The organism is Pontivivens nitratireducens, assembly GCF_011290545.1.
Taxonomy (GTDB): domain Bacteria; phylum Pseudomonadota; class Alphaproteobacteria; order Rhodobacterales; family Rhodobacteraceae; genus Pontivivens; species Pontivivens nitratireducens.
In genome coordinates this window covers 78,243-100,806 of the sequence record NZ_CP049811.1, presented here as the reverse complement: position 1 = coordinate 100,806, position 22,564 = coordinate 78,243, and the positions used below count along the sequence as shown (strand labels likewise).

General features: G+C 63.6%; 26 protein-coding genes. 17 read left to right on the top strand and 9 right to left on the bottom strand.

The window, feature by feature from the left end:
- Positions 1-2 precede the first annotated feature (2 nt).
- Genes G8E03_RS00480 through lpxK form a run of 3 tightly spaced genes read left to right on the top strand, consistent with a single transcriptional unit; the run spans position 3 to position 2,943 of the window.
- Positions 3-704, top strand: a complete 702-nt coding sequence (locus G8E03_RS00480; RefSeq protein WP_166187386.1) for a lysophospholipid acyltransferase family protein — start codon at positions 3-5, stop codon at positions 702-704.
- On the top strand, positions 704-1,990 hold the full coding sequence (locus G8E03_RS00475; RefSeq protein WP_166187383.1) for a 3-deoxy-D-manno-octulosonic acid transferase: 1,287 nt from the start codon (positions 704-706) through the stop codon (positions 1,988-1,990). Before G8E03_RS00480 ends, G8E03_RS00475 begins: the two co-directional genes overlap by 1 nt.
- On the top strand, positions 1,987-2,943 hold the full coding sequence (lpxK, locus tag G8E03_RS00470; RefSeq protein ID WP_166187380.1) for a tetraacyldisaccharide 4'-kinase: 957 nt from the start codon (positions 1,987-1,989) through the stop codon (positions 2,941-2,943). The genes G8E03_RS00475 and lpxK overlap by 4 nt, the downstream gene beginning before the upstream one ends.
- A gap of 152 nt (positions 2,944-3,095) precedes the next feature.
- Here the strand turns inward: lpxK and G8E03_RS00465 are convergent, their stop codons facing one another.
- Together G8E03_RS00465 and G8E03_RS00460 are read right to left on the bottom strand one after the other, a co-directional pair.
- Positions 3,096-3,662, bottom strand: coding sequence for an MlaC/ttg2D family ABC transporter substrate-binding protein (locus G8E03_RS00465; protein ID WP_205793158.1), 567 nt, complete (start codon positions 3,660-3,662; stop codon positions 3,096-3,098).
- A gap of 55 nt (positions 3,663-3,717) precedes the next feature.
- A complete protein-coding gene (locus tag G8E03_RS00460) occupies positions 3,718-4,452 on the bottom strand; it encodes an MlaA family lipoprotein (protein ID WP_166187376.1) in 735 nt (244 codons plus the stop codon).
- Positions 4,453-4,657: 205 nt separating this feature from the next.
- On the opposite strand from G8E03_RS00460, the gene G8E03_RS00455 reads away from it, so the two are divergent.
- From G8E03_RS00455 to G8E03_RS00430, 6 genes are all read left to right on the top strand, one after another.
- Positions 4,658-6,502: a type I secretion system permease/ATPase gene (locus G8E03_RS00455; protein ID WP_166187375.1), complete on the top strand. Its 1,845-nt coding sequence runs from the start codon at positions 4,658-4,660 to the stop codon at positions 6,500-6,502.
- Positions 6,499-7,800 (top strand): HlyD family type I secretion periplasmic adaptor subunit, encoded by a 1,302-nt coding sequence (locus G8E03_RS00450; protein ID WP_166187373.1) that lies wholly within the window; start codon positions 6,499-6,501, stop codon positions 7,798-7,800. Before G8E03_RS00455 ends, G8E03_RS00450 begins: the two co-directional genes overlap by 4 nt.
- 22 nt (positions 7,801-7,822) lie before the next feature.
- Positions 7,823-8,275 (top strand): RidA family protein, encoded by a 453-nt coding sequence (locus G8E03_RS00445; RefSeq protein WP_166187370.1) that lies wholly within the window; start codon positions 7,823-7,825, stop codon positions 8,273-8,275.
- On the top strand, positions 8,272-9,021 hold the full coding sequence (locus tag G8E03_RS00440) for a glycerophosphodiester phosphodiesterase family protein (protein WP_166187368.1): 750 nt from the start codon (positions 8,272-8,274) through the stop codon (positions 9,019-9,021). The genes G8E03_RS00445 and G8E03_RS00440 overlap by 4 nt, the downstream gene beginning before the upstream one ends.
- A gap of 72 nt (positions 9,022-9,093) precedes the next feature.
- Positions 9,094-10,269 carry a GNAT family N-acetyltransferase gene (locus tag G8E03_RS00435; protein ID WP_166187366.1) on the top strand — a complete coding sequence of 392 codons (1,176 nt, stop codon included), beginning with the start codon at positions 9,094-9,096 and terminating at the stop codon, positions 10,267-10,269.
- Positions 10,269-10,553, top strand: a complete 285-nt coding sequence (locus tag G8E03_RS00430; RefSeq protein ID WP_205793156.1) for a 4a-hydroxytetrahydrobiopterin dehydratase — start codon at positions 10,269-10,271, stop codon at positions 10,551-10,553. Before G8E03_RS00435 ends, G8E03_RS00430 begins: the two co-directional genes overlap by 1 nt.
- 36 nt (positions 10,554-10,589) lie before the next feature.
- Here the strand turns inward: G8E03_RS00430 and G8E03_RS00425 are convergent, their stop codons facing one another.
- Positions 10,590-11,078, bottom strand: a complete 489-nt coding sequence (locus tag G8E03_RS00425) for a peroxiredoxin (protein ID WP_166187364.1) — start codon at positions 11,076-11,078, stop codon at positions 10,590-10,592.
- A 75-nt stretch (positions 11,079-11,153) separates the two neighbouring features.
- Between G8E03_RS00425 and G8E03_RS00420 the strand changes: the two genes are divergently transcribed.
- Positions 11,154-12,365, top strand: coding sequence for an NAD(P)/FAD-dependent oxidoreductase (locus G8E03_RS00420; protein ID WP_166187362.1), 1,212 nt, complete (start codon positions 11,154-11,156; stop codon positions 12,363-12,365).
- Positions 12,366-12,403: 38 nt separating this feature from the next.
- Here G8E03_RS00420 and tldD read toward each other — a convergent pair whose 3' ends face one another.
- Positions 12,404-13,828 (bottom strand): metalloprotease TldD, encoded by a 1,425-nt coding sequence (gene tldD, locus G8E03_RS00415; protein WP_166187360.1) that lies wholly within the window; start codon positions 13,826-13,828, stop codon positions 12,404-12,406.
- A 172-nt stretch (positions 13,829-14,000) separates the two neighbouring features.
- Here tldD and coxB point away from each other — a divergent pair, with 172 nt between their 5' ends.
- The 6 genes from coxB to G8E03_RS00385 all read left to right on the top strand — a co-directional run bounded on the left by coxB (position 14,001) and on the right by G8E03_RS00385 (position 18,232).
- On the top strand, positions 14,001-14,864 hold the full coding sequence (coxB, locus tag G8E03_RS00410; protein ID WP_166187358.1) for a cytochrome c oxidase subunit II: 864 nt from the start codon (positions 14,001-14,003) through the stop codon (positions 14,862-14,864).
- A 90-nt stretch (positions 14,865-14,954) separates the two neighbouring features.
- Positions 14,955-15,914: a heme o synthase gene (locus G8E03_RS00405; protein ID WP_166187356.1), complete on the top strand. Its 960-nt coding sequence runs from the start codon at positions 14,955-14,957 to the stop codon at positions 15,912-15,914.
- A gap of 9 nt (positions 15,915-15,923) precedes the next feature.
- Positions 15,924-16,118 (top strand): hypothetical protein, encoded by a 195-nt coding sequence (locus tag G8E03_RS00400; RefSeq protein ID WP_166187353.1) that lies wholly within the window; start codon positions 15,924-15,926, stop codon positions 16,116-16,118.
- Positions 16,115-16,684: a cytochrome c oxidase assembly protein gene (locus G8E03_RS00395; protein ID WP_166187351.1), complete on the top strand. Its 570-nt coding sequence runs from the start codon at positions 16,115-16,117 to the stop codon at positions 16,682-16,684. Before G8E03_RS00400 ends, G8E03_RS00395 begins: the two co-directional genes overlap by 4 nt.
- 1 nt (position 16,685) lies before the next feature.
- Positions 16,686-17,492: a cytochrome c oxidase subunit 3 gene (locus G8E03_RS00390; RefSeq protein WP_166187349.1), complete on the top strand. Its 807-nt coding sequence runs from the start codon at positions 16,686-16,688 to the stop codon at positions 17,490-17,492.
- Positions 17,493-17,569: 77 nt separating this feature from the next.
- Positions 17,570-18,232, top strand: a complete 663-nt coding sequence (locus G8E03_RS00385) for an SURF1 family protein (protein WP_166187347.1) — start codon at positions 17,570-17,572, stop codon at positions 18,230-18,232.
- On the opposite strand, the gene G8E03_RS00380 is transcribed toward G8E03_RS00385, so the two are convergent.
- From G8E03_RS00380 to G8E03_RS00360, 5 genes are all read right to left on the bottom strand, one after another.
- On the bottom strand, positions 18,229-19,203 hold the full coding sequence (locus G8E03_RS00380) for an agmatinase (RefSeq protein ID WP_166187345.1): 975 nt from the start codon (positions 19,201-19,203) through the stop codon (positions 18,229-18,231). The genes G8E03_RS00385 and G8E03_RS00380 overlap by 4 nt on opposite strands.
- A 208-nt stretch (positions 19,204-19,411) precedes the next feature.
- Positions 19,412-19,852: a MarR family winged helix-turn-helix transcriptional regulator gene (locus G8E03_RS00375; protein WP_166187343.1), complete on the bottom strand. Its 441-nt coding sequence runs from the start codon at positions 19,850-19,852 to the stop codon at positions 19,412-19,414.
- A complete protein-coding gene (locus G8E03_RS00370) occupies positions 19,849-20,676 on the bottom strand; it encodes a carbon-nitrogen hydrolase family protein (RefSeq protein ID WP_166193728.1) in 828 nt (275 codons plus the stop codon). The genes G8E03_RS00375 and G8E03_RS00370 overlap by 4 nt, the downstream gene beginning before the upstream one ends.
- Positions 20,677-20,681: 5 nt before the next feature.
- Positions 20,682-20,936: a glutaredoxin 3 gene (grxC, locus tag G8E03_RS00365; RefSeq protein WP_166187341.1), complete on the bottom strand. Its 255-nt coding sequence runs from the start codon at positions 20,934-20,936 to the stop codon at positions 20,682-20,684.
- Entirely contained in the window at positions 20,933-21,676 is a 744-nt protein-coding gene (locus tag G8E03_RS00360; RefSeq protein ID WP_166187339.1) for a ComF family protein, read from the bottom strand. The genes grxC and G8E03_RS00360 overlap by 4 nt, the downstream gene beginning before the upstream one ends.
- 48 nt (positions 21,677-21,724) lie before the next feature.
- Here G8E03_RS00360 and G8E03_RS00355 point away from each other — a divergent pair, with 48 nt between their 5' ends.
- Positions 21,725-22,549: a methyltransferase domain-containing protein gene (locus G8E03_RS00355; protein ID WP_166187337.1), complete on the top strand. Its 825-nt coding sequence runs from the start codon at positions 21,725-21,727 to the stop codon at positions 22,547-22,549.
- Positions 22,550-22,564 lie beyond the last annotated feature (15 nt).

Below are 22,564 nucleotides of genomic sequence, written 5' to 3'. Positions count from 1 at the left end.
CGATGCGGGTTCTGGGATGGCTGATGTATTACTATCTGCGGCTGGTCTGGTTCACCGCGCGGGTGCAGGTTTCGGGTAACACAGACCTGCGGGCGCAGGCTTTGCAGGGGCGTGCGCGGTTCGTCTATGCCCTGTGGCATGGGCGGCTGACCGGCGTGACCTATGATGCGTTACAAGGGGCCACCATTACAGGTATCGCGTCGAGATCCGGCGACGGTGAATTCGCGACCCGGTTCCTTGAGCTTTTCGGATTTCGCCTGATCCGTGGTTCCAGTGCGAATCCCAACAAACCGACCAAGCAAAAGGGCGGGGCGGCAGCACTCGCCGCTGCCTTGCGGTTCCTGCGCCAGACCGATAACGGGATCCTCGCGCTGACGCCGGACGGACCGAAGGGACCTCGTGGGGTCTGCCAGCACGGCGTGGCTGCGATCGCGGTCCGAACCGGTGCCCCGGTCGTGCCCGTGGCCTGGTCATCGAAACACGCGTTGACGTTCAACAGTTGGGACCGGGCGCTGATCCCGTTGCCCTTCAGCCGCATCCATCTGATCTGGGGGCAGGCGCTGACCCCACCGGCCGCCACGGCGGACCGCACCGTGATCGAGGAATTTCGCGGCGAGGTCGAACGCGCCCTGCTTGACGTGACGCTGGCAGCCGACCGAAATGCCGGTCGTGCGGAACCGTTCTGTCAGGGTGGGGCGAAGTGATGCCATCGCTTGGTCTGGGAGCATATGATGTCTTCGCGCGCCTGGGTGAGCGTATGGGCCAGCGCGCGCTGGACAAGCGTATGGGGCAGGGCAAGGAAGACCCCGAGCGTGTGGGCGAGCGGATGGGCTATACCGAGGTGGCCCGTCCCGACGGTCCGCTGGTCTGGTTCCATGCGGCCTCCGTCGGGGAATCGCTGTCCGTCCTCGATCTGATCCGGCGGATCGAGCGGCGCTGGCCGGAACTGCACGTGCTCGTGACGACCGGAACCGTCACCTCGGCGCAACTGATGGTCAGCCGCTTGCCCGAGGGTGCGATCCATCAATTCTATCCACTGGATTTCAAGGCAAGTGTGACGCGGTTCCTCGACCACTGGAAACCCGATCTGGTTCTGTGGACAGAGAGCGAGTTCTGGCCGACCATGCTGGATCAGGTGAAACGACGGGGCACCCCGTTGATCCTTCTGAACGCCCGGATATCGGAAAAATCCGCGAAGGTCTGGCGCTGGGCGCCATCTGCGGGAAAACAAATCGTTCGCAAGTTCGATATGATCATGACGCAGGATCAGGCCACACGGGACCGGCTGCTGCGCATGGGGGCCTTGCCCGATTGCGTCGAGGTGACAGGCTCACTGAAGGACAGTGCCGCGCCGTTGCCGCATGATGAGACGCAGCGCAAACGCCTGAGCGCGCGGCTGGGCGCCACGCTGGTCTGGTGTGCCGCTTCGACCCATCCGGGTGAGGAGGCCGTCGTCGCGCAGGCGCATCGGCTGGCGCGACGTGGCGCGCCCAATCTGGCCTTGATCCTGGTGCCGCGCCATCCCGACCGGGGGCCGCAGATTGCATCGGATCTGGCGGATGATGGCTGGCGCGTCGGTCTGCGCAGCGCGGGGGACGAGATCGGGGAAAACGTCGAGATCTACGTGGCGGACACACTCGGCGAACTGGGCCTGTGGTATCGCCTGTGCCCGGTCTCGCTGGTCGGCGGTTCCCTCGTGCCGATCGGAGGGCACAATCCGTTCGAGCCGGCGGCCCTCGGCTCCGCTATCGTGCATGGTCCACATATCTCGAACTTCGCCGAGGCTTACCGGCAACTGCACAGCGCCGGTGCCGCGGTGGAGGTTCAGGGTGCCGTCGATCTGGCAGCCGCGATTTCCGATCTGCTTCGCCCTGACCGGGCGGCAGTCATGGCGACCGCCGCGTGGGATCTTTCCTCCGCCGGGGCGGGCACGCTGGACCGGGTGCTGTCCTTGCTGACGCCTGTCGTGACAGCCGCGGTGCAGCGGTGAAGGCGCCGCATTTCTGGTACGCCCGCCCGGGCTGGCAGGCACTGGCGCTGCGACCGCTCGAAGCTCTCTGGCGCGTCGGTGCCAAACGCAGACAGGCGCGCGGGCGGGGGGAGGCCGTTGGTGTTCCGGTGATCTGCGTCGGCAATCTGACCGTCGGTGGCACGGGCAAAAGCCCGACAGTCATCGCCCTGATCGAACGGTTGCAGGCCCGCAATCTGACGCCGCACATCCTCAGCCGAGGTTATGGCGGCACGCAGACCGGGCCGATCCGTGTCACGCAGGACATGACGGCGGATGAGGTAGGCGACGAGCCGCTGATGCTCGACGCGTTCGCACCTGTCTGGGTCGCACGCGACAGGGTGGCCGGGGCGCGCGCCGCCTGTGCTGCGGGGGCGGATGCGCTGATCCTCGATGACGGATTTCAGGACCCCGCGCTGATCAAGGACATCTCGATCCTGGTGGTGGACACCCAAACCGGATTCGGGAATGGCCGGGTTCTGCCGGCAGGCCCGTTGCGCGAACCGGTGGCAGAGGGCCTGTCGCGGGCGGATGTGATGCTGGCCATAGGCGCTGGCACGCTACCTGACACCCGGGGGGTGCCCGTCGCGAGGGGGGAGATCCTGCCCTTGCAGACAGGAATGCCCTGGCAGGGAATGCGGGTCATAGCCTTTGCCGGGATCGGGCGGCCTGAAAAGGTCTTCGCGACATTGAGTGAACTGGGTGTCGATTTGATCGCCAGCCATGCCTTCGGTGATCACGAACCGTATTCCAAGACGGTTCTGAACCGTCTCCTTCATGAGGCGCAGGGTGAGAATGCGCGTCTGGTCACGACGGAGAAGGACATTGCCCGTCTGCCGGACTGGTTTCGCCCCCACGTGATGCCGCTGCCGGTGCGGTTGAGTCTGACGGACGCCAAGGCAGTGGACGACGCGCTGGACGCTCTTTTCTCTTGATAAAGGTATAGACGGCGAGGATTTCCCCCGCCGTCAAACGTGATATTCTCACTGAACATAGCTGTGGAAAACCGAACCGAAGTTGGTGCGGTCGGTTGTTTCAGGGTGCTTTCAAAACGCGTGGTCCGATGCCGCACGTCTTGTCTGCGCCATCACCCTGCCGTGGGCAGGTCCGCAATCAATGCGTCCAGATCACCATTACGACGGTCGAGCATGGAGGCGATGGCCGACCGCTCCGTTGTCAGCATGCTGACACCCTCCGCCACAATGTCGATCAGAAGCGGCTGCCCGGAGCGATCGGAAAACTGCCATTGCACGATGAATGGGCTCGAACCGGGCCGCGTGACCGTGCTTTCAACGACGATGCCGCGATTGCCCAGATCGTTCGCGCTACCGATGGTGATTTCACCACCCTCATAGCCACTGAACTGCGATCCGTACTTGTTGGCGAGATATTCCGCGAACGCGGTGGTGAAGGCCTCCTGCTGCGCGGGGGTCGCGCTGCGCCATGCGACGCCCAGGACGTATCGACCGATCGCGGAGGTGTCGGCATAGCGATCCATCGTCTGACGGAACGCTGCCTGTTTTTGCGCCAGCGACATATCGCTGTTCACGTAACCTTCGACCTCGTCAGCGATGGTGTTCGTCAGCGCGGTCGCCTCCTGCGGGGTCAGCGCCTGAGCGCTGATCGGCAGGGTTGCCATGGCAGCGGCAAGCATGGTCGCGCGGGCAGATTTCAAAATGAACATGGTAAACTGTACTCTCCGAACTGAATTATTCAGCATATATGTCTACGAACCCGTCGTCTCCACCATCGGTTCCATTCACGAATGCGCGACGATTCTGGATGTAGGCGGTTTTCGCGGCGGAGTAGCTGTCCTCGGACTCGTAGAGGATACCGTCGAGCACGGGACCCAGATCATCGCGCGTATCAATGGCATCCACGACGCCCGAGGTGATCAGAACCTCCTCGGCGGTATCGCTCTCGCTCCACGTGAAGGGGTTCAGGACGAAATCCACCACGGTTCCCGTCGCGTCACGCGCGGTGCTGGGCCCAAAGATCGGAAGTTCGACATACGGCCCCTCGGCCACGCCGTACCCTGCCAGCGTCTGTCCGAAATCGGCGGGATGACGCGGGATCCCAGCCTCGCCGGCAATGTCGAGCAGGCCGCCAAATCCCAGCGTCGTGTTCATCAGGAACCGGCCCAGATTGTCGCCCAGTGCGACAGTGTCACCCTGCAACGTATTGTTGATGATGTCGCCCGGCAGCGCCAGATTGCCGATGAAATTCTCGACAGTCCGCTCCACCGGTTCGGGCAGTACGGCGCCATAGACCTGCGAGGCAGGGCGCAGGACCACCGTATCGACCCCTTTGTTGAACGCATGAATCCCGCGGTTCGCAGGCTCCAGCGGATCCGCGATCAGGGAGGTCTGGTCGGTGGTATCGCCGGTGCAGGCCGACATCACGAAAAGGGCGGAAAAAACGACGGCGGGCAGGGCAGATTTCATCACTGGGCTCTCATTCACTCGGAAACAGGTCGGGTACGGTATGCAGTTTACAGTATCAGATATCGTGCACATCAAGGTCGCCAATCGTTGGACCTGCCGAAAAGCGGTGCTATAGCCATTTTCAACAAGACAAACGACCAGCTGCACGAATTGGTCATATTTTAGTGTCAGCACGGTATATGACGATCAGTACAGGTAGGTGAACATGGCGGCAAGAGGCCCCGCACCCGGACGTGAAGAGCTGCGCGCGACGCTTCGCAAGAGCCGTAGCCTGTTCCGGGTCGTATTGCTGTTCAGCGTGTTCGCGAACATCCTGGTTCTGACGGGCCCTCTATTCATGTTGCAGGTCTACGATCGTGTGCTGTCCAGCCGGTCCGAGGCGACACTGGTGGCGCTGTTCGCGCTGGTTGCTGTGCTCTACGCTATCATGGGTGTGCTGGATTATGCCCGGGGGCGCATTCTGGGCCGTGTCGGCGCGCGGTTTCAAAGCATGCTGGACCGCCGCGTCTTCGATGCCCTGCTGCGGCGCTCGGTCGATCCGAATTTTCGCAATCGACCCGCCACGGGGCTGCGCGATCTGGAATCCATCCAGCGGCTGCTGTCTTCTCCCGCGTTGTTTGCGTTCTACGATCTGCCGTGGACACCGCTGTTCCTGTTCGCGATCTTCATCTTCCACCCCCTGCTGGGCTGGCTGGCGATTGCCGGCGGGCTGGTGCTGATCGTGGCGACCGTGCTGAATCAGGTTCTGTCCAAAGCACCGCAGCGTGAGAGTATGCAGGCCTCGGCCACGGCCGAATCCTTCGCTGAATCCGTGCGCCGCGATGCTGAGGTCGTGCAGAGCCTCGGGATGCGCGGTGCCGTTCTGGGCCGTTGGCGGCAACAGCGTGACATGGCGCTGGATACGTCCATCCGAGCGGCGGACGTATCCGGCACATTCTCGACCTTTTCCAAGACGTGGCGCTTCTTCCTGCAATCGGGGATGCTCGCACTCGCGGCATATCTCGTCCTTCAGGGGGAGCTTAGCCCCGGTGCCATGATCGCGGGCTCGGTGCTGCTGGGCCGCGCATTGGCCCCGGTCGAGCAGGCGATCGCGCAATGGTCGCTGGTTCAACGCGCCCGGCAAGGCTGGGTATCACTGACCCAACTGCTCGAGGCGACGCCGGAGGAAGAGGAAAAGACCGAACTGCCGCGTCCGCGCGCCATGCTCGACGTGGCTGGCCTGACGGTCATCCCGCCGGGGGAAAAGATTCCCACGCTAAAGGCGGTATCGTTCCGCGTCGGTCCGGGTATGGCCCTTGGGGTGATCGGGCAGAGCGCATCGGGCAAATCCACGCTGGCCCGCGCCATTACCGGCATCTGGCCCGCTTTTCAGGGCAAGGTCCGCTTGGACGGCGCATCGTTGGAGCAGTTTTCGAGCGAGACACTTGGTCAGCATATCGGCTATCTTCCGCAGGACGTGTCGCTGTTCGACGCCAGTGTCGCTGACAACATCGCCCGCCTGTCCGCCAATCCCGACCCCGCCCAGATCGTCGAGGCGGCCAAGAAGGCCGGCGCCCATGAGATGATCCTGAAATTGCCCGACGGCTACGACACCCGGATCCAGTCCGGTGGCAGTCGCCTGTCGGGCGGTCAGCGCCAACGGTTGGGCCTGGCCCGCGCGCTGTATGGCGCGCCGGTCCTGCTGGTGCTGGATGAGCCGAACGCGAATCTGGACAGCGAGGGCTCAAATGCGCTCAATTCCGCCATCGAGGGCATGAAGGCGGCGGGGGGCAGCGTCATCATCATGGCGCACCGCCCGGCCGCGATCACGCAATGCGAATTGTTGATGGTGATGGAGAACGGCAGCGTGAAGGACTTCGGCAAACGCGACGATGTGCTGCGCAACAACGTCAAGAATTACGAACAGGTCGCGGGCAAGCCCACCCCTGCGAAACGTGTCGCCCAAGCCCAGCCATCCCAGCCGCCCAAGGTTGCGCCGTCGCCGCAATCATCCGCCCGGATCGGTCAGATCGCGCCGGTAAAACCCTCAGGGACGGAGCAGGGAACATGAGCCAGCCCGAGAAGTGGAGCGCCGTTCGTCCGATCATGCTGGGGGTGCTCGCCCTTCTGTTCCTTGTCGGCGGGGTCTTCACCTGGTCTATCGCCACCACCATCGCGGGCGCGGTCATCGCATCGGGACAGTTGGAGGTCGAATCGAACCGGCAGATCATACAGCACCCCGAGGGGGGCGTGGTCGGCACGATTTATGCGAATGACGGTGACATGGTCGAAGCGGGGGAAATCCTGATCCGTCTGGACGACACGATGCTGCGCTCCGAACTCGCCATTATCGAGAGTCAGTATTACGAACTGATCGCCCGTCGCGGCCGCCTGCGGGCGGAGAGCGAGGATTTGCCCGCGATCCGCTTCGATGAGGGCTTGCTGGAAATCGCGCAACAGAACGAGGAGATCGCCGAACTGGTCGGCGGCCAGATCCGCCTGTTCGAAGCGCGCATCGCCTCCAACGCGCAGCAAATCAGCCAGCTTCGCGAACGCCAGATCCAGATCGAGGAGTTGATCGAGGGGCGCAATGTGCAGCTTGCCGCGCTCAACGAACAGCTCGGCCTGATCTCGGAGGAACTGATCGACCAGCAATCCCTGCTGGATCGCGGGCTGGCACAGGCCAGCCGCGTGCTTTCCCTGCGGCGTGAGGACGCGTCGCTGCGCGGGCAGGTCGGTGAACTCGTCGCCTCGGTCGCGGAAAGCCGGGGCCGCATCGCAGAGCTGGAGATCGAGATCATCCGACTTCAAACCACCCGGCAGGAGGAGGCGATCACCACCCTGCGCGACATGCAATATCGTGAGAACGAACTGCGTGAGCGGCGCCTGTCCGCAATCGAAACGCTGTCGCGTCTCGAAATTCGCGCGCCCGTCTCAGGCATCGTCTACGGTTCCACTGTCCACGCGGTGCGGTCGGTCATCCGGCCCGCCGATCCGGTGATGTTCATCGTGCCGCAGGACAGTCCGCTGGTCATCACCAGCCGGATCGAAACGATCAATATCGATCAGGTCGTCGTGGGGCAGGAGGCCGTTCTGCGCTTCGCCGCCTTCGACCAGCGTACCACGCCTGAACTCTACGGTGTCGTCACCCGCATTTCCGCGGATGTGCTGACGGATGAGGTCTCGGGCATGAACTATTACGAGGCACAGATCCTGCCCTATGATGGTGAGATCGACAAGCTTCAGGGGCTGGAACTGGTCCCCGGCATGCCCGTCGATGCCTTCATCCAGACGGGGGAGCGCAGCCCGCTGACCTTCCTGACCAAACCTCTTACCGATTATTTCACCAAGGCGTTTCGCGAAACCTGAGCGTGCGCCGAAAGGAGATACCATGTCCATCGAAGCCCGTCTGAACGAACTCGGCATTGCCCTGCCGGACGCCGCCGCGCCAGCCGCAAATTACGTGCCCTTCGTGCGCACGGGCAATCTGCTCTACGTGTCCGGGCAGGTGCCGCAGCAGGATGGCAAACTGGTCGTGGGCCAGCTTGGCGCGGGCTACAGTGTCGAGGATGGCAAGGCGGCGGCGCGGCTGTGCGGCCTGTCGCTGATCGCGCAGGTGCGCAAGGCCTCCGGCGATCTGGACAAGGTTCGGGTGCTCAAGCTGAACGGCTTCGTCAACGCCACCGCCGATTTCGGCGAACACCCGGCGGTGATCAACGGCGCGTCCGACCTGATGGTCGAGGTGTTCGGCGAAAAGGGTCGCCATGCCCGGTCCGCCGTCGGATCGTCCTCGCTGCCATTCGGGGTCGCGGTCGAGGTTGAAGGCATCTTTGAAATCGAATGAAGTTTCCACGCGAAATGCTCGCCCGCCCGCTGGCGCATCGTGCCTTGCACGGGCCAGGTTGCCCCGAAAACTCCCTGTCCGGTATCCGCGCGGCGGTGGCTGCGGGATGGGGGATTGAGGTCGATGTCCAGCCTGCCTCGGACGGCACGCCGATGGTCTTTCATGACTACGCGCTGGAGCGTCTGACCGGGCGTGAGGGCTGGGTCCGGATGCACGATGTCGAACAGTTGCAGGGCATCCATCTGCTGGGCGGGCAGGAGGGTATTCCGACCTTGCAGCAGGTACTCGATGAGGTGGCGGGGCAGGTGCCCCTGATTGTCGAGATCAAGGACCAGGACGGCAGCCTCGGCCCCTCCGTCGGCGCGTTGGAGCGGGCCACGGCCGAGGTCTTGCGCCGCTATGACGGGCCCTTGGCTGTGATGAGCTTCAACCCCAATTCGGTCCGGGTCTTCGGCGGATTCGCTCCTGACATTCCACGCGGTCTGGTCACGGATGCGTTCACTGCGGACGACTGGCCGATGGTGCCCCTGGCACGACGGCAGAAACTTGCCGCGATGCGCGATCTGATCCCGTGCGGCGCGACGTTTATCTCTCACAACAGGAAAAGCCTGCATCTGCCACAGGTGCTGGCCTTGCGCGATCGGGACTTTCCGATCCTGACGTGGACCGTCCGTTCGCAGGAGCAGGCGGACGCGGCCCTGGAGATCGCGGATCAGATTACGTTCGAGGGATTTACCCCGCGATAGGCCCCCCGGCGACATTGCGCAGGTTGATCTGCTCCGGCGCGACGCCAAGTGTGAGGCGGCAGGAGGCGACATATGCGCGACGACACACGGATCGAGATCGACGTTCTGGACGACCTTTCGCAGATCGAGGCGGCGCAGTGGGATGCCTGCGCCTGTCCCAGTGACGACCGTCCGCATGATCCGTTCACCACGCACAGATTTCTAAGCGCGCTGGAACGCTCCGGCTCCGTCGGGCGGGGAACGGGCTGGCAGGCCCGCCATCTGGTCGCGCGCGCCGGTGGTCAGGTCATCGCGGTGATGCCGCTTTATGCCAAGGGGCATTCGCAGGGCGAATACATCTTCGATCACAACTGGGCCCATGCTTATGAGCAGGCGGGCGGGCGCTATTATCCGAAGTTGCAGGCGGCGGTGCCCTTCACCCCCGCGACCGGGCGCCGCTTCCTGTGCCGTCCGGGGCAGGAGGCCGTGGGCCAGTCCGCGCTGCTGCAAGGTCTGGTACAGCTTGCCAGTGAGAATGAGCTTTCCTCCGCCCATGTTACCTTCTGCACGCAGCAGGAATATGAGGCGGGCGGTGCGGCTGGCCTGTTGCAGCGGACCGGGCAGCAATTCCACTGGTTCAACCGCGACTACGCCGATTTCGACGCTTTCCTCGCCGACCTCAGCTCCCGCAAGCGCAAGACCATTCGCAAGGAGCGCCGCACAGCGCAGGATTTCGGCGGCACGATCCACCTGCTGACCGGGGACCAGATCGAACCGCAGCACTGGGATGCTTTCTGGCAGTTTTATCAGGATACGGGCGCGCGCAAATGGGGCACGCCGTACCTGACCCGCGCTTTCTTCGAGGAGGCCCACGCCACGCTGCGCGACGATATCCTGTTGGTCATGTGCGAGCGCGAAGGGCGCTGGGTCGCGGGCGCGATGAACATGATCGGGGCGGATACGCTCTATGGTCGCTATTGGGGCTGTGTCGAGGATCACCCCTGCCTGCATTTCGAGGTGTGCTATTATCAGGCCATCGACTGGGCACTGGCGCACGGTCTGTCTCGGGTAGAGGCCGGCGCGCAGGGGGAGCACAAGCTGGCGCGCGGCTATCTGCCCACGCCGACCTATTCGCTGCACTGGATCGCGGACCCTGGATTTCGCCGCGCGGTGGAGCAGTATCTGGAGAGGGAACGCGCCGCCGTGGATGAGGAGATCGAAATCCTCACCGAATACGGCCCGTTTCGAAAGGTACAGGGAGAGGACTGATGACAGCGAAACTGGATAAGGCAGATTGTGAGCGCGCACTGGCCGACCTCACCGGATGGGATTTTGCCCGCGACGGGGTGGCCATCACCAAGACGTACAAGTTCAAGTCCTTCGTCGCGGCGTTCGGCTGGATGAGTTCTGCCGCGATCCTCGCGGAGAAGGCGAACCATCACCCCGAATGGTTCAACGTCTACAATCGGGTGGAGGTGATGCTGACCACCCATGATGCGAACGGCCTGACCGAGCGCGATTTCGCGCTGGCCGCGCAGTTCGACGCGCTTTGATTCTCGACCCCCGGTGCGAACCGGGGGCCGAATAGTTTACATCTGTTCAAGCAGGGCCTCACCGCCCGACAGGTCGCATTCACCCGGCGATGCCTCGACACCGACGGCCGTGACCTCTCCGTTACGCACGATGCACGCATAGCGTTGCGACCGGTCGACGAAGCCGATGGGCGGTGCGCTGAAATTCATGCCCACGGCCTTGGTGAACTCGGATACGGGATCGGCCAGCATTTCGATGCCAGCCTCGGTCGCGCCGGTGGAATCGCCCCACGCCTTCATCACGAACGGATCGTTGACGGAGACGCAGACGATATGGTCCGCACCCCTTTCACGGAACTGATCGGCGGTGCGGATGAAGCTGGGCATATGAGCGGTCGTGCAGACCCCGGTGAATGCACCAGGCAGTGCGAACAGCACGACCGTCTTATCGGTGAACAGATCGGCGGCTTTGACGGATTGCGGTCCTTCCTGACCCATGGTGATGAATGTAGCGTCGGGCAGCATGTCCCCTTTGGCGATCGTCATGGTGTTTGTGACCTTTCGGTTTGGCTTCGTTTGACGCAAGTAAGGTAGGGGCGAACGAGGCAAAGGACGAGGGTCATGGACGGACATATCGTAATCGGCGCAGGACAGGCCGGCGCGGCACTGGTGGCAAAGCTGCGGCAGATGGACCCCGATACCCCGATCACCCTGATCGGGGAGGAACCCGTGCCCCCGTATCAACGCCCCCCCTTGTCCAAGAAATACCTGATGGGTGAGATGGATTTGGAGCGTCTGTACCTGCGCCCCGCACGGTTCTACGACGAACAGAATATCGACCTGCGCCTGTCCACAAGGGTCACGGCCATCGACCGTGCGGCCAGGACGGTAACGGTGCAATCGGGTGAGGTGTTGTCCTACCGAACGCTTGCCCTGACCACCGGCTCCACCCCCCGGAGGTTGCCTGCCTCCGCCGGAGGAGGGCTGAAGGGGGTCTATTCCGTCCGTTCGCTGGCGCATATCGACGAGATGGCGAAGGTCTTCGCGCCCGGTGCGCGCTGCCTGATCGTCGGGGGCGGCTATATCGGGCTAGAGGCCGCCGCCGTGGCGACCTCTCGCGGTCTCGACGTCACATTGGTGGAGGCGATGGACCGCATCCTGCAACGTGTCGCCGCGCCGCAGACCTCGGACTATTTCCGCGCGCTGCACGCCGCGCAGGGCGTGGATATTCGTGAGGGCACCGGCCTCGATCATCTGACGGGCGAGGGCCACGTTTCGGGCGCGGTCCTCAGCGATGGAACGGAGCTGGACGTGGATTTCGTCGTCGTCGGGATCGGCATCGTGCCCGAGACCGCCCTGGCCGAGCAGGCGGGTTTGCAGGTTGAGAACGGCATCCGCGTGGATGCGCATGCCCGCACCAGCGATCCGGCAATCTTCGCCGCAGGTGACTGCGCCTCGTTCCCCTATCGCAGCGCCCGCATTCGCCTCGAATCCGTGCCGAACGCCATCGAACAGGCTGAAATCGCCGCGCAGAACATGGCTGGTGGGGATGCGGAATACCACGCGAAGCCGTGGTTCTGGTCGGATCAATACGACACGAAGCTTCAGATTGCGGGCCTGAACACAGGCTATGACAATATCGTGGTGCGACCCGGCCCGCGCGAAGGGACGCAATCGGTCTGGTATTTTCGCGGAGCGGACCTGCTGGCCGTCGATGCGATGAACGATCCGCGCGCCTACATGATTGGAAAGCGCATGATCGAAGCGGGCACGTCCCCGGCTGCCGAAGCGGTCGCGAACCCGCAAATCGATTTGAAATCGCTCCTGAGCTAGCAGGCGTACTGCGTCTTGCTGACCGTGGCGAAGCCCACTCAGGCGCTGCCGCCAACCGTCAGGCCGCCGATCAGCAGGGACGGTTGCCCGACGCCCACCGGCACCCACTGGCCAGCCTTGCCGCAATTGCCCATGCCGGGGTCCAACGCCATGTCGTTGCCTATGGCGCGGATCTTTTGCAAGGCAGTGGCTCCGTCTCCGATCAATGTCGCGCCCTTGACCGGGGGGCCGACCTTGCCGTTTTCCACCTTGTAGGCTTCGGTGCAGGAAAAGACGAACTTGCCATTCGTAATGTCCACCTGTCCGCCGCCGAAGCCGACGGCGTAGATGCCGTCCTTCAACCCCGACAGCATGTCCGCAGGGGTCGCGTCGCCGCCCAGCATGTAGGTGTTCGTCATGCGGGGCATCGGGGCATGCTCGAATCCCTGCCGCCGCCCGTTGCCCGTAGGCTCCACCCCCATCAGGCGCGCGTTCTGACGGTCCTGCATATAGCCGACCAGCACGCCATCCTCGATCAGCACGTTGCGCGCCGACGGCGTGCCCTCATCGTCGAAGGTGATCGAGCCGCGGCGGTCCGGGATCGTGCCGTCGTCGATGACCGTCACTCCCTTCGAGGCTACCTGTTGGCCCATCAACCCGGCAAAAGCGGATGTTTTCTTGCGGTTGAAGTCCCCCTCCAGCCCGTGCCCCACGGCCTCATGCAGCAGGATGCCCGGCCAGCCTGGCCCCAGCACGATATCCATGGTTCCGGCGGGGGCAGGTACGGCGTCGAGGTTCACCAGCGCCACGCGCAACGCCTCATCCGCGACCGGTTGCCAGTGCGACGGTTCCAGCATACCGGCGAGGCCGAACCGCCCGCCGCCCCCCGCCGCCGCTGATTCGCGGCGCCCGTCACGTTCCACGATGACGGAAATGTTGACCCGCGCCATCGGCCGCGCATCGACATAGCGTTCGCCCGAGGCGCGCAGGATTTCGACCTCCTGAAAGCTCGCCGCCATTGAGGCGCTGACCTGCACCACATGCGCATCGCGGCTGCGCAGATAGTCGTCGATCTGCTTCAACACGTCGATTTTTACCGCGAATTCGGCGTCTGCCGTCGGGTCGATCTCATCGTAGAGCTTGCGGTTGGTGCGCACCGGATCGCCGGCGACCACGCCGTTGCCGTCGCGGATGGCCAGACGCACGGTTTCGCTGGCCCGGCGCAGGGCCGCCGCATCCAGCGTGGTGGAATGTGCATATCCCGCCATTTCCCCCCGGACCGCCCGCAGGCCGAACCCCTCGGATGCGGTGTAGTTCGCGGTCTTGACGCGCCGGTCGTCCAGCATCAGGACTTCCGACCGGCGCCGTTCCAGAAAAAGCTCCCCATCATCCGCGCCGTTCAGGGCCTCGCGCAGGGTCGTCAGGGACGCCTGGGGGTCCAGATCGGTCTCGAAAGGGCGAAATGGCGCTGTCGGTGTGCTCATGAAAGCTCCTGGATCGAAATGCGGCGGTTTTGCCATGCGACGGTTTGCGGCATACTCCCGCCTTGTCCTGAGGCACCTAGTGTGGTTTTAAGCAGCAATCAATTGACCGCGCCGTTTCAGTGGCGATGCCCTGACGCGCGTGGTTGCAAGACGACGATCCGGGATTCGACACATGCAACTTGCCAAGACCCTTTCGGCAGCCTTCTTCGGCTTTCTTGCAGGCGGTGCCGCCTACGCTCAGGAAGAGGTGCTGACCAGCGATCTTCCCATCATCGGCATGCCACAGCCGGGCGGTATCGCGTTTCAGCCTGCCGCGACCAGCGTTGCGCAGGATATCCACTTCCTCGACAACATGCTGCTGGTGATCATCACGCTGATTACCTTGTTTGTGACCATGCTGCTGGTCGTGGTCGCGGTGAAGTTCCGCGCCGGACGCGGACATCAGGCCGCACGCTTCACCCATAACAGCACGATCGAAATCGCCTGGACGATCATTCCCGTGATCATCCTTGTCGTGATCGGCGCATTTTCGCTGCCGCGCCTGTTCGATCAGCTTGAGGTGCCCGAGGCTGATCTGACGATCAAGGCGACGGGCTACCAGTGGTACTGGGGTCATGAATATCCCGATTCGGGCGTCTATTTCGAAAGCTTCATGCTGGCCGAGGATGAGCTTGCCGAATACGGCTACGGCCCTGAAGCCTATCTGTTGGCCACGGACACTGCCGTGGTGGTTCCGGTCGGCGCAGTCGTGAAGTTGCAGACGACTGCGGCGGATGTGATCCACGCGTGGAAAATCCCGGCCTTCGGTGTGCATCTGGATGCCATTCCCGGCCGTCTGAACGAAACCTGGTTCCGCGTAGACGCGCCAGGCATCTATTTTGGCCAGTGTTCCGAGCTGTGCGGGATTTCGCATTCCTACATGCCGATCACGGTCAAGGCCGTGCCGCAGGACGAATATGACGCATGGCTTGAGGCTGCCGTCGCGCGCTATGCTGACGGCGGTGGCGCGACGACGCAGCTTGCCGCCCGCGAGTGATCGGGGCGCACGCGCTTTGCAGGGAACCGGGTGCTGCCCGGTCCCTTCGTCGCTGCTATTTGCGTAGTTTAAGTTTGCGAGTGATCTTCGATGACCGATACCGCCATGGATATTGAAACCACACAGACCGGTGAGGCGCAGGTGAAGGACTACTTCGCGCTGATGAAGCCGCGTGTCATGTCGCTGGTTGTCCTGACGGCGGCGATCGGCATGTTCGCCGCACCCGGCGGAGTTCACCCGGTGATCGCCCTCGCAACCATCCTGTGCATCGCCATCGGGGCAGGAGCCTCGGGCGCGCTCAATATGTGGTGGGATGCCGATATCGATGCGGTGATGAAGCGGACGGCCAACCGTCCCCTGCCGTCGGGCGTGGTGGAACCGGGTGAGGCGCTGGGTATCGGTGTGGCGCTGTCGATCATGTCGGTCCTGATGCTCAGCATCTTCGGCAACATCTTCTCCGCCGTGTTCCTGGCCTTCACGATCTTCTTCTACGTCGTGATCTACTCCATGTGGCTCAAACGTTCGACGCCGCAGAATATCGTGATCGGCGGTGCTGCCGGTGCGTTTCCCCCGATGATTGGCTGGGCCGTGGCAACGGGGGGTGTCAGCCTCGAATCACTGTTGATGTTCGCGCTGATCTTCCTGTGGACACCGCCGCATTTCTGGGCCTTGGCGATCTTTCGCAACGAGGATTACGTCAAGGCGGGCGTGCCGATGCTGCCGGTGGTGGCGGGCGACCGCGCGACCCGCAACCAGATCCTGGTCTACACATTGCTTCTGTTCCCGGTTGCGATGGTGCTGGCATTCACCTCCGTCGGCGGGCCGGTCTACTTTGCCGTGGCGCTGGCCTATAACGCCCGCTTCCTTTGGGGCGCATGGTCGATCTGGAAGCGGGATGAGGCGACTGCGACCGCTGACAAGTTCAAGACCGAGCTTCGCGTCTTCCTCGAATCAATCGGATACCTCTTTGCATTGTTCATTGCGTTGGGGATCGAAATCATACTGCGCGCGCTGGATCTGAGCTGGTCCGGCTGGCCGGTTCTGTTCTGAGGAGCGATCATGTCCATTGACCAAACCGCGACCCATGAGATCTATACCCGCCGCAAGGGCCGCAATGTCGCCGTGCTGTTGATCCTGCTGGCCTTCGTCGCGCTGGTTTTCGCCGTCACCATCGTGAAGATGAGCAATGGCGCCAGCATGGAGGCTTTCGACCACGCGATCCGCCCCTCGATCCTGCCCGAGGTGAGCGAATGAGCCCCAAACGCACAGCCTTTGGCCTGCTGGGCCTCGTCGTGTTCATGGTGGGGATGAGCTTCGCTGCCGTGCCGCTCTATGATCTGTTCTGCCGCGTTACCGGCTACGGCGGCACAACGGCAGAGGGGCGCGGCTCCGACACCGTGCTGGACCAGATGATCTCCATCCGGTTCGACGCCTCGAAAAACCGCGACATGGCGTGGGAGTTTCGCGCGCCCGAACAGCGTGTCTCCAGCTTGCAGATCGGTCAGACCGGGCTGGCGTTCTTTGAGGCTCACAACCCCACGGATCGTGTGATCGCCGGTCAGGCGTCATACAACGTCACGCCCTATTCCGCCGGCGCGTACTTCACCAAGATCGACTGCTTCTGCTTTACGGAGCAGGTCTTGCAGCCCGGACAGACGGTGCAGATGCCCGTCACCTTCTATGTGGACCCTGAAATCCTGAACGATCGCGAAGCGAGGTTTGTGCAGGAGATCACGTTGTCCTATACATTCTTTGAAATAGACATTCCGGAGGGTGAGGTCAGCCTCGCCCCCGCGCAGCCTGCTGACGAAGAGGGATAAAATGGCCCACGCCAAGAATCACGACTACCACATTCTCGCGCCAAGCTATTGGCCCTTCGCGGGCGCCGTCTCGGCGTTTGTCATGCTGTTCGGCGCGGTACTGTGGATGTCCCCGCACTCCCCCATGCAGCAGCCATGGGTGTTCGCCATCGGTTTCGTCGGCGTGCTGTTCGTCATGTACAGCTGGTGGTCCGACGTGATCGTCGAATCCAAGGTTGGCGACCACACCCCCGTCGTGCAAATCGGTCTGCGCTATGGCATGATCCTGTTCATCACCTCCGAGGTCATGTTCTTCGTCGCCTGGTTCTGGAGCTTCTTCAAACACGCGATCTATCCGGCCGGTGTCGAAACAGTTGGCGGTGTCTGGCCTCCTGTCGGGGTGGAGACGTTCGACCCGTGGCACCTGCCCCTCATCAACACCCTGATCCTGCTCCTGTCCGGCTGCGCCGTGACATGGGCACACCATGCGATCGTTCACGACAATGACCGCAAGGCGATGTCGCAGGGCCTGCTGATCGCCGTTCTGCTGGGGGCAGTGTTCACCATGTTTCAGGCCTACGAATACAGCCACGCGGCGTTCGGGTTCTCCAACTCGATCTACGGCGCGAACTTCTTTATGGCCACCGGGTTTCATGGCGCGCATGTCCTGATCGGAACGGTGTTTCTGCTGGTCTGTCTGGTTCGTGCACGTCGGGGTGACTTCACCGCTGACAAGCATATCGGGTTTGAGGCCGCGGCCTGGTACTGGCACTTCGTTGACGTGGTGTGGCTGTTCCTGTTCGCCGCAGTCTATATCTGGGGCGGCTGAATTTCGCATCGCAGGTTTGTAGTGACGCCGCGCAGCACAGCTTGCGCGGCGTTTTCCGTCCTATTTCAGGGGTTTGCATGAAACGTATTCTGGGACCGTTGGCGTTTGGCGCAATCGGTTGCGCGATTCTGATCTCACTCGGCGTCTGGCAGATGCAGCGGCTTGCGTGGAAGAAGGATCTGATCGACACGACGGAGCGGATGATGTCGGCCCAGCCCATCGCCCTTCCCGAAGCGCCGACCGAGGCGACCGACGAATATGTACCCGTTTTCGTCGACGGTTTCATTCGCGAGGGTGAAGTTCACGTCCTGACCACCCAGCGTATCGCGGGGCCGGGTTTTCGGATTATTGCACCATTTGAAACAAATGAAGGCCGGCGCATTCTGGTCGATCGCGGCTATGTGCCCGAGGAGCAGAAGAACGCGGAACGCCCCATCGGCGCGGCGCAGCTGAACGGTGTGTTGCACTGGCCGGACGAGCGAACCTTCGACACGCCGGAAAATGACGTCGAGGACAATTACTGGCTGGCGCGCGATGTCGATCAGATGGCTGAGGTTCTGGGAACGGAGGAGGTCATGATCGCGGTCGCGGCCAGCTCGATCGAGGGTGGTCCGCAACCGGTTCCGCTGACAGCCGCGTATCACAACCGGCACCTGGAATATGTCATCACCTGGTTCGGGCTGGCGCTGGGATGGGCCTTGATGACCGGCGTCTGGGTCGTGGCGCGGCTGAAGGATTAGCGCCGTCCGGCAATCGCTCTCGACAAGACGCACATCAGTTCGAACATGATGTTTACGCCCAGCCACGCGGTGCCGCCGGACTGGTCGAACGGCGGCGAGACCTCGACCAGATCCGCGCCGATCAGGTTCACACCGTCGAGCAGGCGCACACATTGCTGGGCTTGAAAACTGGTCGGACCGCCGATTTCCGGCGTGCCGGTACCGGGCGCGTAGGCGGGGTCGATGAAGTCGATGTCAAAGCTGCAATAGGTCAGACCATTGCCCACAACCTCACGCGCCTGACGCATGACCTCCTTCACGCCGAGGTCGAAAAACTCCTCAATCGTGATGATCCGCACCCCGACGGAGCGCCCGAACTCGATATCCTCACCATCGTACATCGGGCCGCGAATGCCGATCTGAACGACGCGCGTGGGGTCGAGGATGCCCTCCTCGATCGCACGGCGAAAGGGGGTGCCGTGGGTGTAGCGGTAGCCGCCGAAATAGGTGTCGTACAGATCCGTGTGCGCATCGAAATGCACCATGCCCAGCGGTTGCGCGTGGGCGGCGGACAGGGCGCGCAACACGGGCAGCGAACTCAGGTGATCGCCCCCGCCGGTCATCGGCACGATGCCCTGTGCCGCGACGGCGGCGTAGAATTCGGTGATGCGGCCCAGCGTGTCCTGCACATCCACCGGATTGGGGTTCACATCGCCCAGATCGGCGCAATTGCACAGGTCGAACGGGTCAATGCCGGAGGCAGGATTCACCCGGCGCATCATTGTCGAGTAGTCGCGCAACTGACGCGGGCCGTGCCGCGGGCCGGGGCGGTTCGTGGTTCCGGCATCCCACGGAATGCCGATCAGGCCAATCTCGACCTGCGCGCGTCTTGTATCCTCAGGCACCAGATGGGGCAGGCGCATGAAGCTGGGCACCCCGGCGAAGCGGGGCAACTCCTGCCCTGAAATCGGATGAAAGAATGCATCGGACATGTGATTGCCTCGCTGTGCGCCGACCTCGCCCCATGCCGCGCCGGATCTGTCCTGCCACCCTGACACGGAGCGGCTGCGATCGGAAGGAGCCGAAATGCGCAAGCCGGATCGGCCTTGCCGCATCATCGCCTACATGTTGTGGCTGCTAATGCGAACGCACCGATAGTGACGATCATGGCGCGCGACATGCTCTGTGTCGGGCGGGGGCTCAGCGGTCGAGATGTTTGCGCAGGTCGCGCAGAAACGGCAGGGCGGTGCGAATGCGCTCCCGGCCCAACCCCTCGATCACATCCTCGAAAAGGGGGGTGATGCACTGCACGGCATAGTCGCGGGCGGCGCGACCGGCGGGACTGATCGTGACCCACTTCCTGCGACCGTCATCCCAGTCCGGGCGGATGTGCACCCAGCCCGATGCCTCCAGCTTCTTGAGCGTATTGGTCATGGTGCCGCGCGTGACGTGGAATGCGCGGGCAAGCTGGGCGGGCGTCTTCTCCCCCCCCAATCTGGCGAAATGGTTCAGTACGGAGAACTGGGACAGCTCCATCCCCTTGGGCAGGGCGCGTTGCAGCCGCGATTGCACAAGTTGTTCCAGAGTGTCGATCTCACTGAACAGGGCGATGGCGAGCGGGTCTGACGGGCTTTCGGTCATGTGCGCGAAGGTGCCGTGAACGCCCTTCCATTGGCAAGAGCAGGGATCGCCGCGCGGGCAGATTCCACCTCCCCCACATCCAGATCGGCGGTGATGATATCGGGTGTGTCGCCTCCCTCCGCCAGAATGCGCCCCCAGGGGGAAATGATCAGCGAGTGGCCCCAGGTCTTGCGCCCCGAACCGGGATGTGTCCCGCATTGCGCGGGCGCCAGGACGAAAGAGCCGGTCTCGATCGCGCGGGCGCGCAGCAGCACCTCCCAATGGGCGCGACCGGTGGGCACGGTAAAGGCGGCAGGGGCCGTGATGATCCGCGCACCGGCATGGGCCAACGCGGCATAGAGCGGCGGGAACCGCATATCGTAGCAGATGCTGAGGCCCAGCGTGGTGCCAGCCGCATCCACCGTGACCGCACGGTCGCCCGGCGCGAAGCCGGCGGATTCGCGGTACGTATTCTCCGCGTCCACATCCACATCGAACATGTGGATCTTGTCGTAATGGTCGAGGATGCCCCCATCCGGCCCGATCAGGAACGAGCGGTTGACGAACCTGCCCCCCGCACCGCCCAGCAGCGCGAGGGAGCCGATCAGGATCGTAACGCCCAGTTCCGCCGCCAAGCTGCGTATCGCGGCGAGGGTCGGGTCGTCCTCCTGCCGGCGCAGGACCTCAGCTTGATGTTTGCGAGAATCGGAGACGCAGTTCGTCACCTCGGGTGTGGCGATCAGGCTGGCACCGCCGTCAGCCGCCGCGCGAATCGCCTGCGTCACATAGGCCGTGTTGACCGCCGGATCGTCGGTGGACGTCATCTGGACCAGGGCGACCCGCAGCAAGCTCACGCCAGCAACCCGTCCAGCTTGCCCGAGCGTTCCAGCGCGTGCAGTTCATCGCTGCCGCCGATCGGTGTGCCGTCGATGAAAATCTGTGGCACGGTGCGCCCGCCCTCGGCCCGCTTGGTCATTTCTGTCCGCTTGGCCGGGTCGGACATGACGTCATATTCGGTGAAGGACACGCCCTTGGCGGTCAGCAAGCGCTTGGCGGCGTGGCAGAACCCGCAAATCGGGGTGGTATAGATCTCGACAGTCTTCATGGGGGATCCCTCCTGTTGGGGTAGGATATAGGATCGGCGGCATCGCGCACAACACGTGCGAGGACACATATCGTGACGTCGGCCGCACCCGCCGCGCGCAGGGCGCGGGCGCAGGCGCCCAGTGTGGCACCGGTTGTCAGCACATCGTCCACCAGCAACACCCGGCGTCCAGTCACATCGTGCGATGGACCGACGGCGATTGCACCGTCCAGAATTGCCCCCCGCTCAACCCGGGTCGCGCCGTCGAGGCTGGGCGTCCGGCGCGTGCGGCGCAGCAGGTCCGGCACGGCCTTGTCCGGCGACAGGGCGCCGACTAGTTCGGCGGATTGGTTGTAGCGGCGCTTGACCAGACGTGACCAGTGCAGGGGCACCGGCGCGATAATGTCCGCCGCTGCGATCAGGTCCCCGGCGCTACGGGCGATCCAGCGGGCAAGCGTCGGCGCGATGTCCAGCCTGTCGCCATGTTTCAGTTGCAGCACCACCGTGCGCCCCGCCCCGCCATAAACTACGGCGCTGCGGCCCGCGGACCAATCGCGCGGGTGACGTTCGCATTCGTCACAGCGCAGGTCAGCCGCGCGCCCGCCGCCATCCACGGGGGTGCCGCACAGCGCGCAGACCGGGCCGCTGATGAATTGCACATCGCGCCAGCATGTGGCGCACAGACCGCCTGCGACGTCCGTCTCCTCCGTGCAGGACAGGCACCGGGGCGGGTAGATCAGATCGCGTATCGCGCTCAACATTGTGCCACCCCTTTCCACAGAAGCCGTCGCGGCATAGATGATGCCATCATGACCCAGACCGACCGCCCCGACCTGTTCGACCAAACTGCCCTGGCCCTGCACCGACAGCGCGCGGGCGGCGCCACTTTTCTGCACGAGGCTGCGGCGCATGAGCTTTCAGAAAGACTGCAAGAGGTTAACAGGACGTTTACCAACGCGGTTTTCATCGGGCCGGAAGCCGCGCTCTGGTCCCGGCTGACAGGCATTCCGGGCCGTTGCATCGCGGATGATGCGACGCTGGATCTGAAGGTTGGCGAGTGTGACCTGATCGTGCACGGGCTGGCGCTGCACTGGGCGGAGGATCCGGTGGGTCAGCTTGTCCAGATGCGCCGGGCGCTGCGCCCCGACGGCATGATGATCGCGGCCCTGTTCGGGGGGCGGACACTGCACGAATTGCGCACGTCCTTTGCCGAGGCGGAAATCGCGGTGGAGGGCGGGCTGAGCCCCCGCGTCGCCCCGATGGGAGAAATCCGCGACCTCGGGGCCTTGTTGCAAAGAGCGAATCTGGCGCTGCCTGTGGCGGATTCGCTGGCCCTGACGGTGGATTACGCCGATCCGCTGGTCCTGTGTCGCGATTTGCGCGCGATGGGGGAAACGAACGCTATGGCCGCGCGCAGACGCGGCGGGTTGCGGCGTGAGACGTTGATGGCCGCCGTCAGCCATTACGCGACGCATTTCGCGCGCCCCGACGGGCGGATCGATGCCACGTTCGAGATCGTTTTCCTGACCGGCTGGGCACCTGCGGACGGCCAGCAGCAACCCCTGCGTCCCGGGTCGGCCCGGACACGCCTTGCCGATGCGCTGCGCGTTCCCGAACGCCCGCTGGGGGAGTAGCCCGCCCCGCGCAGA

Coding starts and splice junctions, on each gene's coding strand:
- G8E03_RS00395 (WP_166187351.1), top strand. CDS start 16,115: ATGAGCCCCAAACGCACAGCCTTTGGCCTGCTGGGCCTCGTCGTGTTC.
- G8E03_RS00440 (WP_166187368.1), top strand. CDS start 8,272: ATGAAGTTTCCACGCGAAATGCTCGCCCGCCCGCTGGCGCATCGTGCC.
- G8E03_RS00420 (WP_166187362.1), top strand. CDS start 11,154: ATGGACGGACATATCGTAATCGGCGCAGGACAGGCCGGCGCGGCACTG.
- G8E03_RS00460 (WP_166187376.1), bottom strand. CDS start 4,452: ATGAAATCTGCCCTGCCCGCCGTCGTTTTTTCCGCCCTTTTCGTGATG.
- G8E03_RS00355 (WP_166187337.1), top strand. CDS start 21,725: ATGACCCAGACCGACCGCCCCGACCTGTTCGACCAAACTGCCCTGGCC.
- G8E03_RS00360 (WP_166187339.1), bottom strand. CDS start 21,676: ATGTTGAGCGCGATACGCGATCTGATCTACCCGCCCCGGTGCCTGTCC.
- G8E03_RS00445 (WP_166187370.1), top strand. CDS start 7,823: ATGTCCATCGAAGCCCGTCTGAACGAACTCGGCATTGCCCTGCCGGAC.
- G8E03_RS00430 (WP_205793156.1), top strand. CDS start 10,269: ATGACAGCGAAACTGGATAAGGCAGATTGTGAGCGCGCACTGGCCGAC.
- G8E03_RS00455 (WP_166187375.1), top strand. CDS start 4,658: ATGGCGGCAAGAGGCCCCGCACCCGGACGTGAAGAGCTGCGCGCGACG.
- G8E03_RS00375 (WP_166187343.1), bottom strand. CDS start 19,852: ATGACCGAAAGCCCGTCAGACCCGCTCGCCATCGCCCTGTTCAGTGAG.
- G8E03_RS00465 (WP_205793158.1), bottom strand. CDS start 3,662: ATGCTTGCCGCTGCCATGGCAACCCTGCCGATCAGCGCTCAGGCGCTG.
- G8E03_RS00475 (WP_166187383.1), top strand. CDS start 704: ATGCCATCGCTTGGTCTGGGAGCATATGATGTCTTCGCGCGCCTGGGT.
- G8E03_RS00405 (WP_166187356.1), top strand. CDS start 14,955: ATGACCGATACCGCCATGGATATTGAAACCACACAGACCGGTGAGGCG.
- coxB (WP_166187358.1), top strand. CDS start 14,001: ATGCAACTTGCCAAGACCCTTTCGGCAGCCTTCTTCGGCTTTCTTGCA.
- G8E03_RS00435 (WP_166187366.1), top strand. CDS start 9,094: ATGCGCGACGACACACGGATCGAGATCGACGTTCTGGACGACCTTTCG.
- G8E03_RS00480 (WP_166187386.1), top strand. CDS start 3: ATGCGGGTTCTGGGATGGCTGATGTATTACTATCTGCGGCTGGTCTGG.
- G8E03_RS00400 (WP_166187353.1), top strand. CDS start 15,924: ATGTCCATTGACCAAACCGCGACCCATGAGATCTATACCCGCCGCAAG.
- G8E03_RS00390 (WP_166187349.1), top strand. CDS start 16,686: ATGGCCCACGCCAAGAATCACGACTACCACATTCTCGCGCCAAGCTAT.
- grxC (WP_166187341.1), bottom strand. CDS start 20,936: ATGAAGACTGTCGAGATCTATACCACCCCGATTTGCGGGTTCTGCCAC.
- tldD (WP_166187360.1), bottom strand. CDS start 13,828: ATGAGCACACCGACAGCGCCATTTCGCCCTTTCGAGACCGATCTGGAC.
- G8E03_RS00380 (WP_166187345.1), bottom strand. CDS start 19,203: ATGTCCGATGCATTCTTTCATCCGATTTCAGGGCAGGAGTTGCCCCGC.
- G8E03_RS00385 (WP_166187347.1), top strand. CDS start 17,570: ATGAAACGTATTCTGGGACCGTTGGCGTTTGGCGCAATCGGTTGCGCG.
- G8E03_RS00450 (WP_166187373.1), top strand. CDS start 6,499: ATGAGCCAGCCCGAGAAGTGGAGCGCCGTTCGTCCGATCATGCTGGGG.
- G8E03_RS00425 (WP_166187364.1), bottom strand. CDS start 11,078: ATGACGATCGCCAAAGGGGACATGCTGCCCGACGCTACATTCATCACC.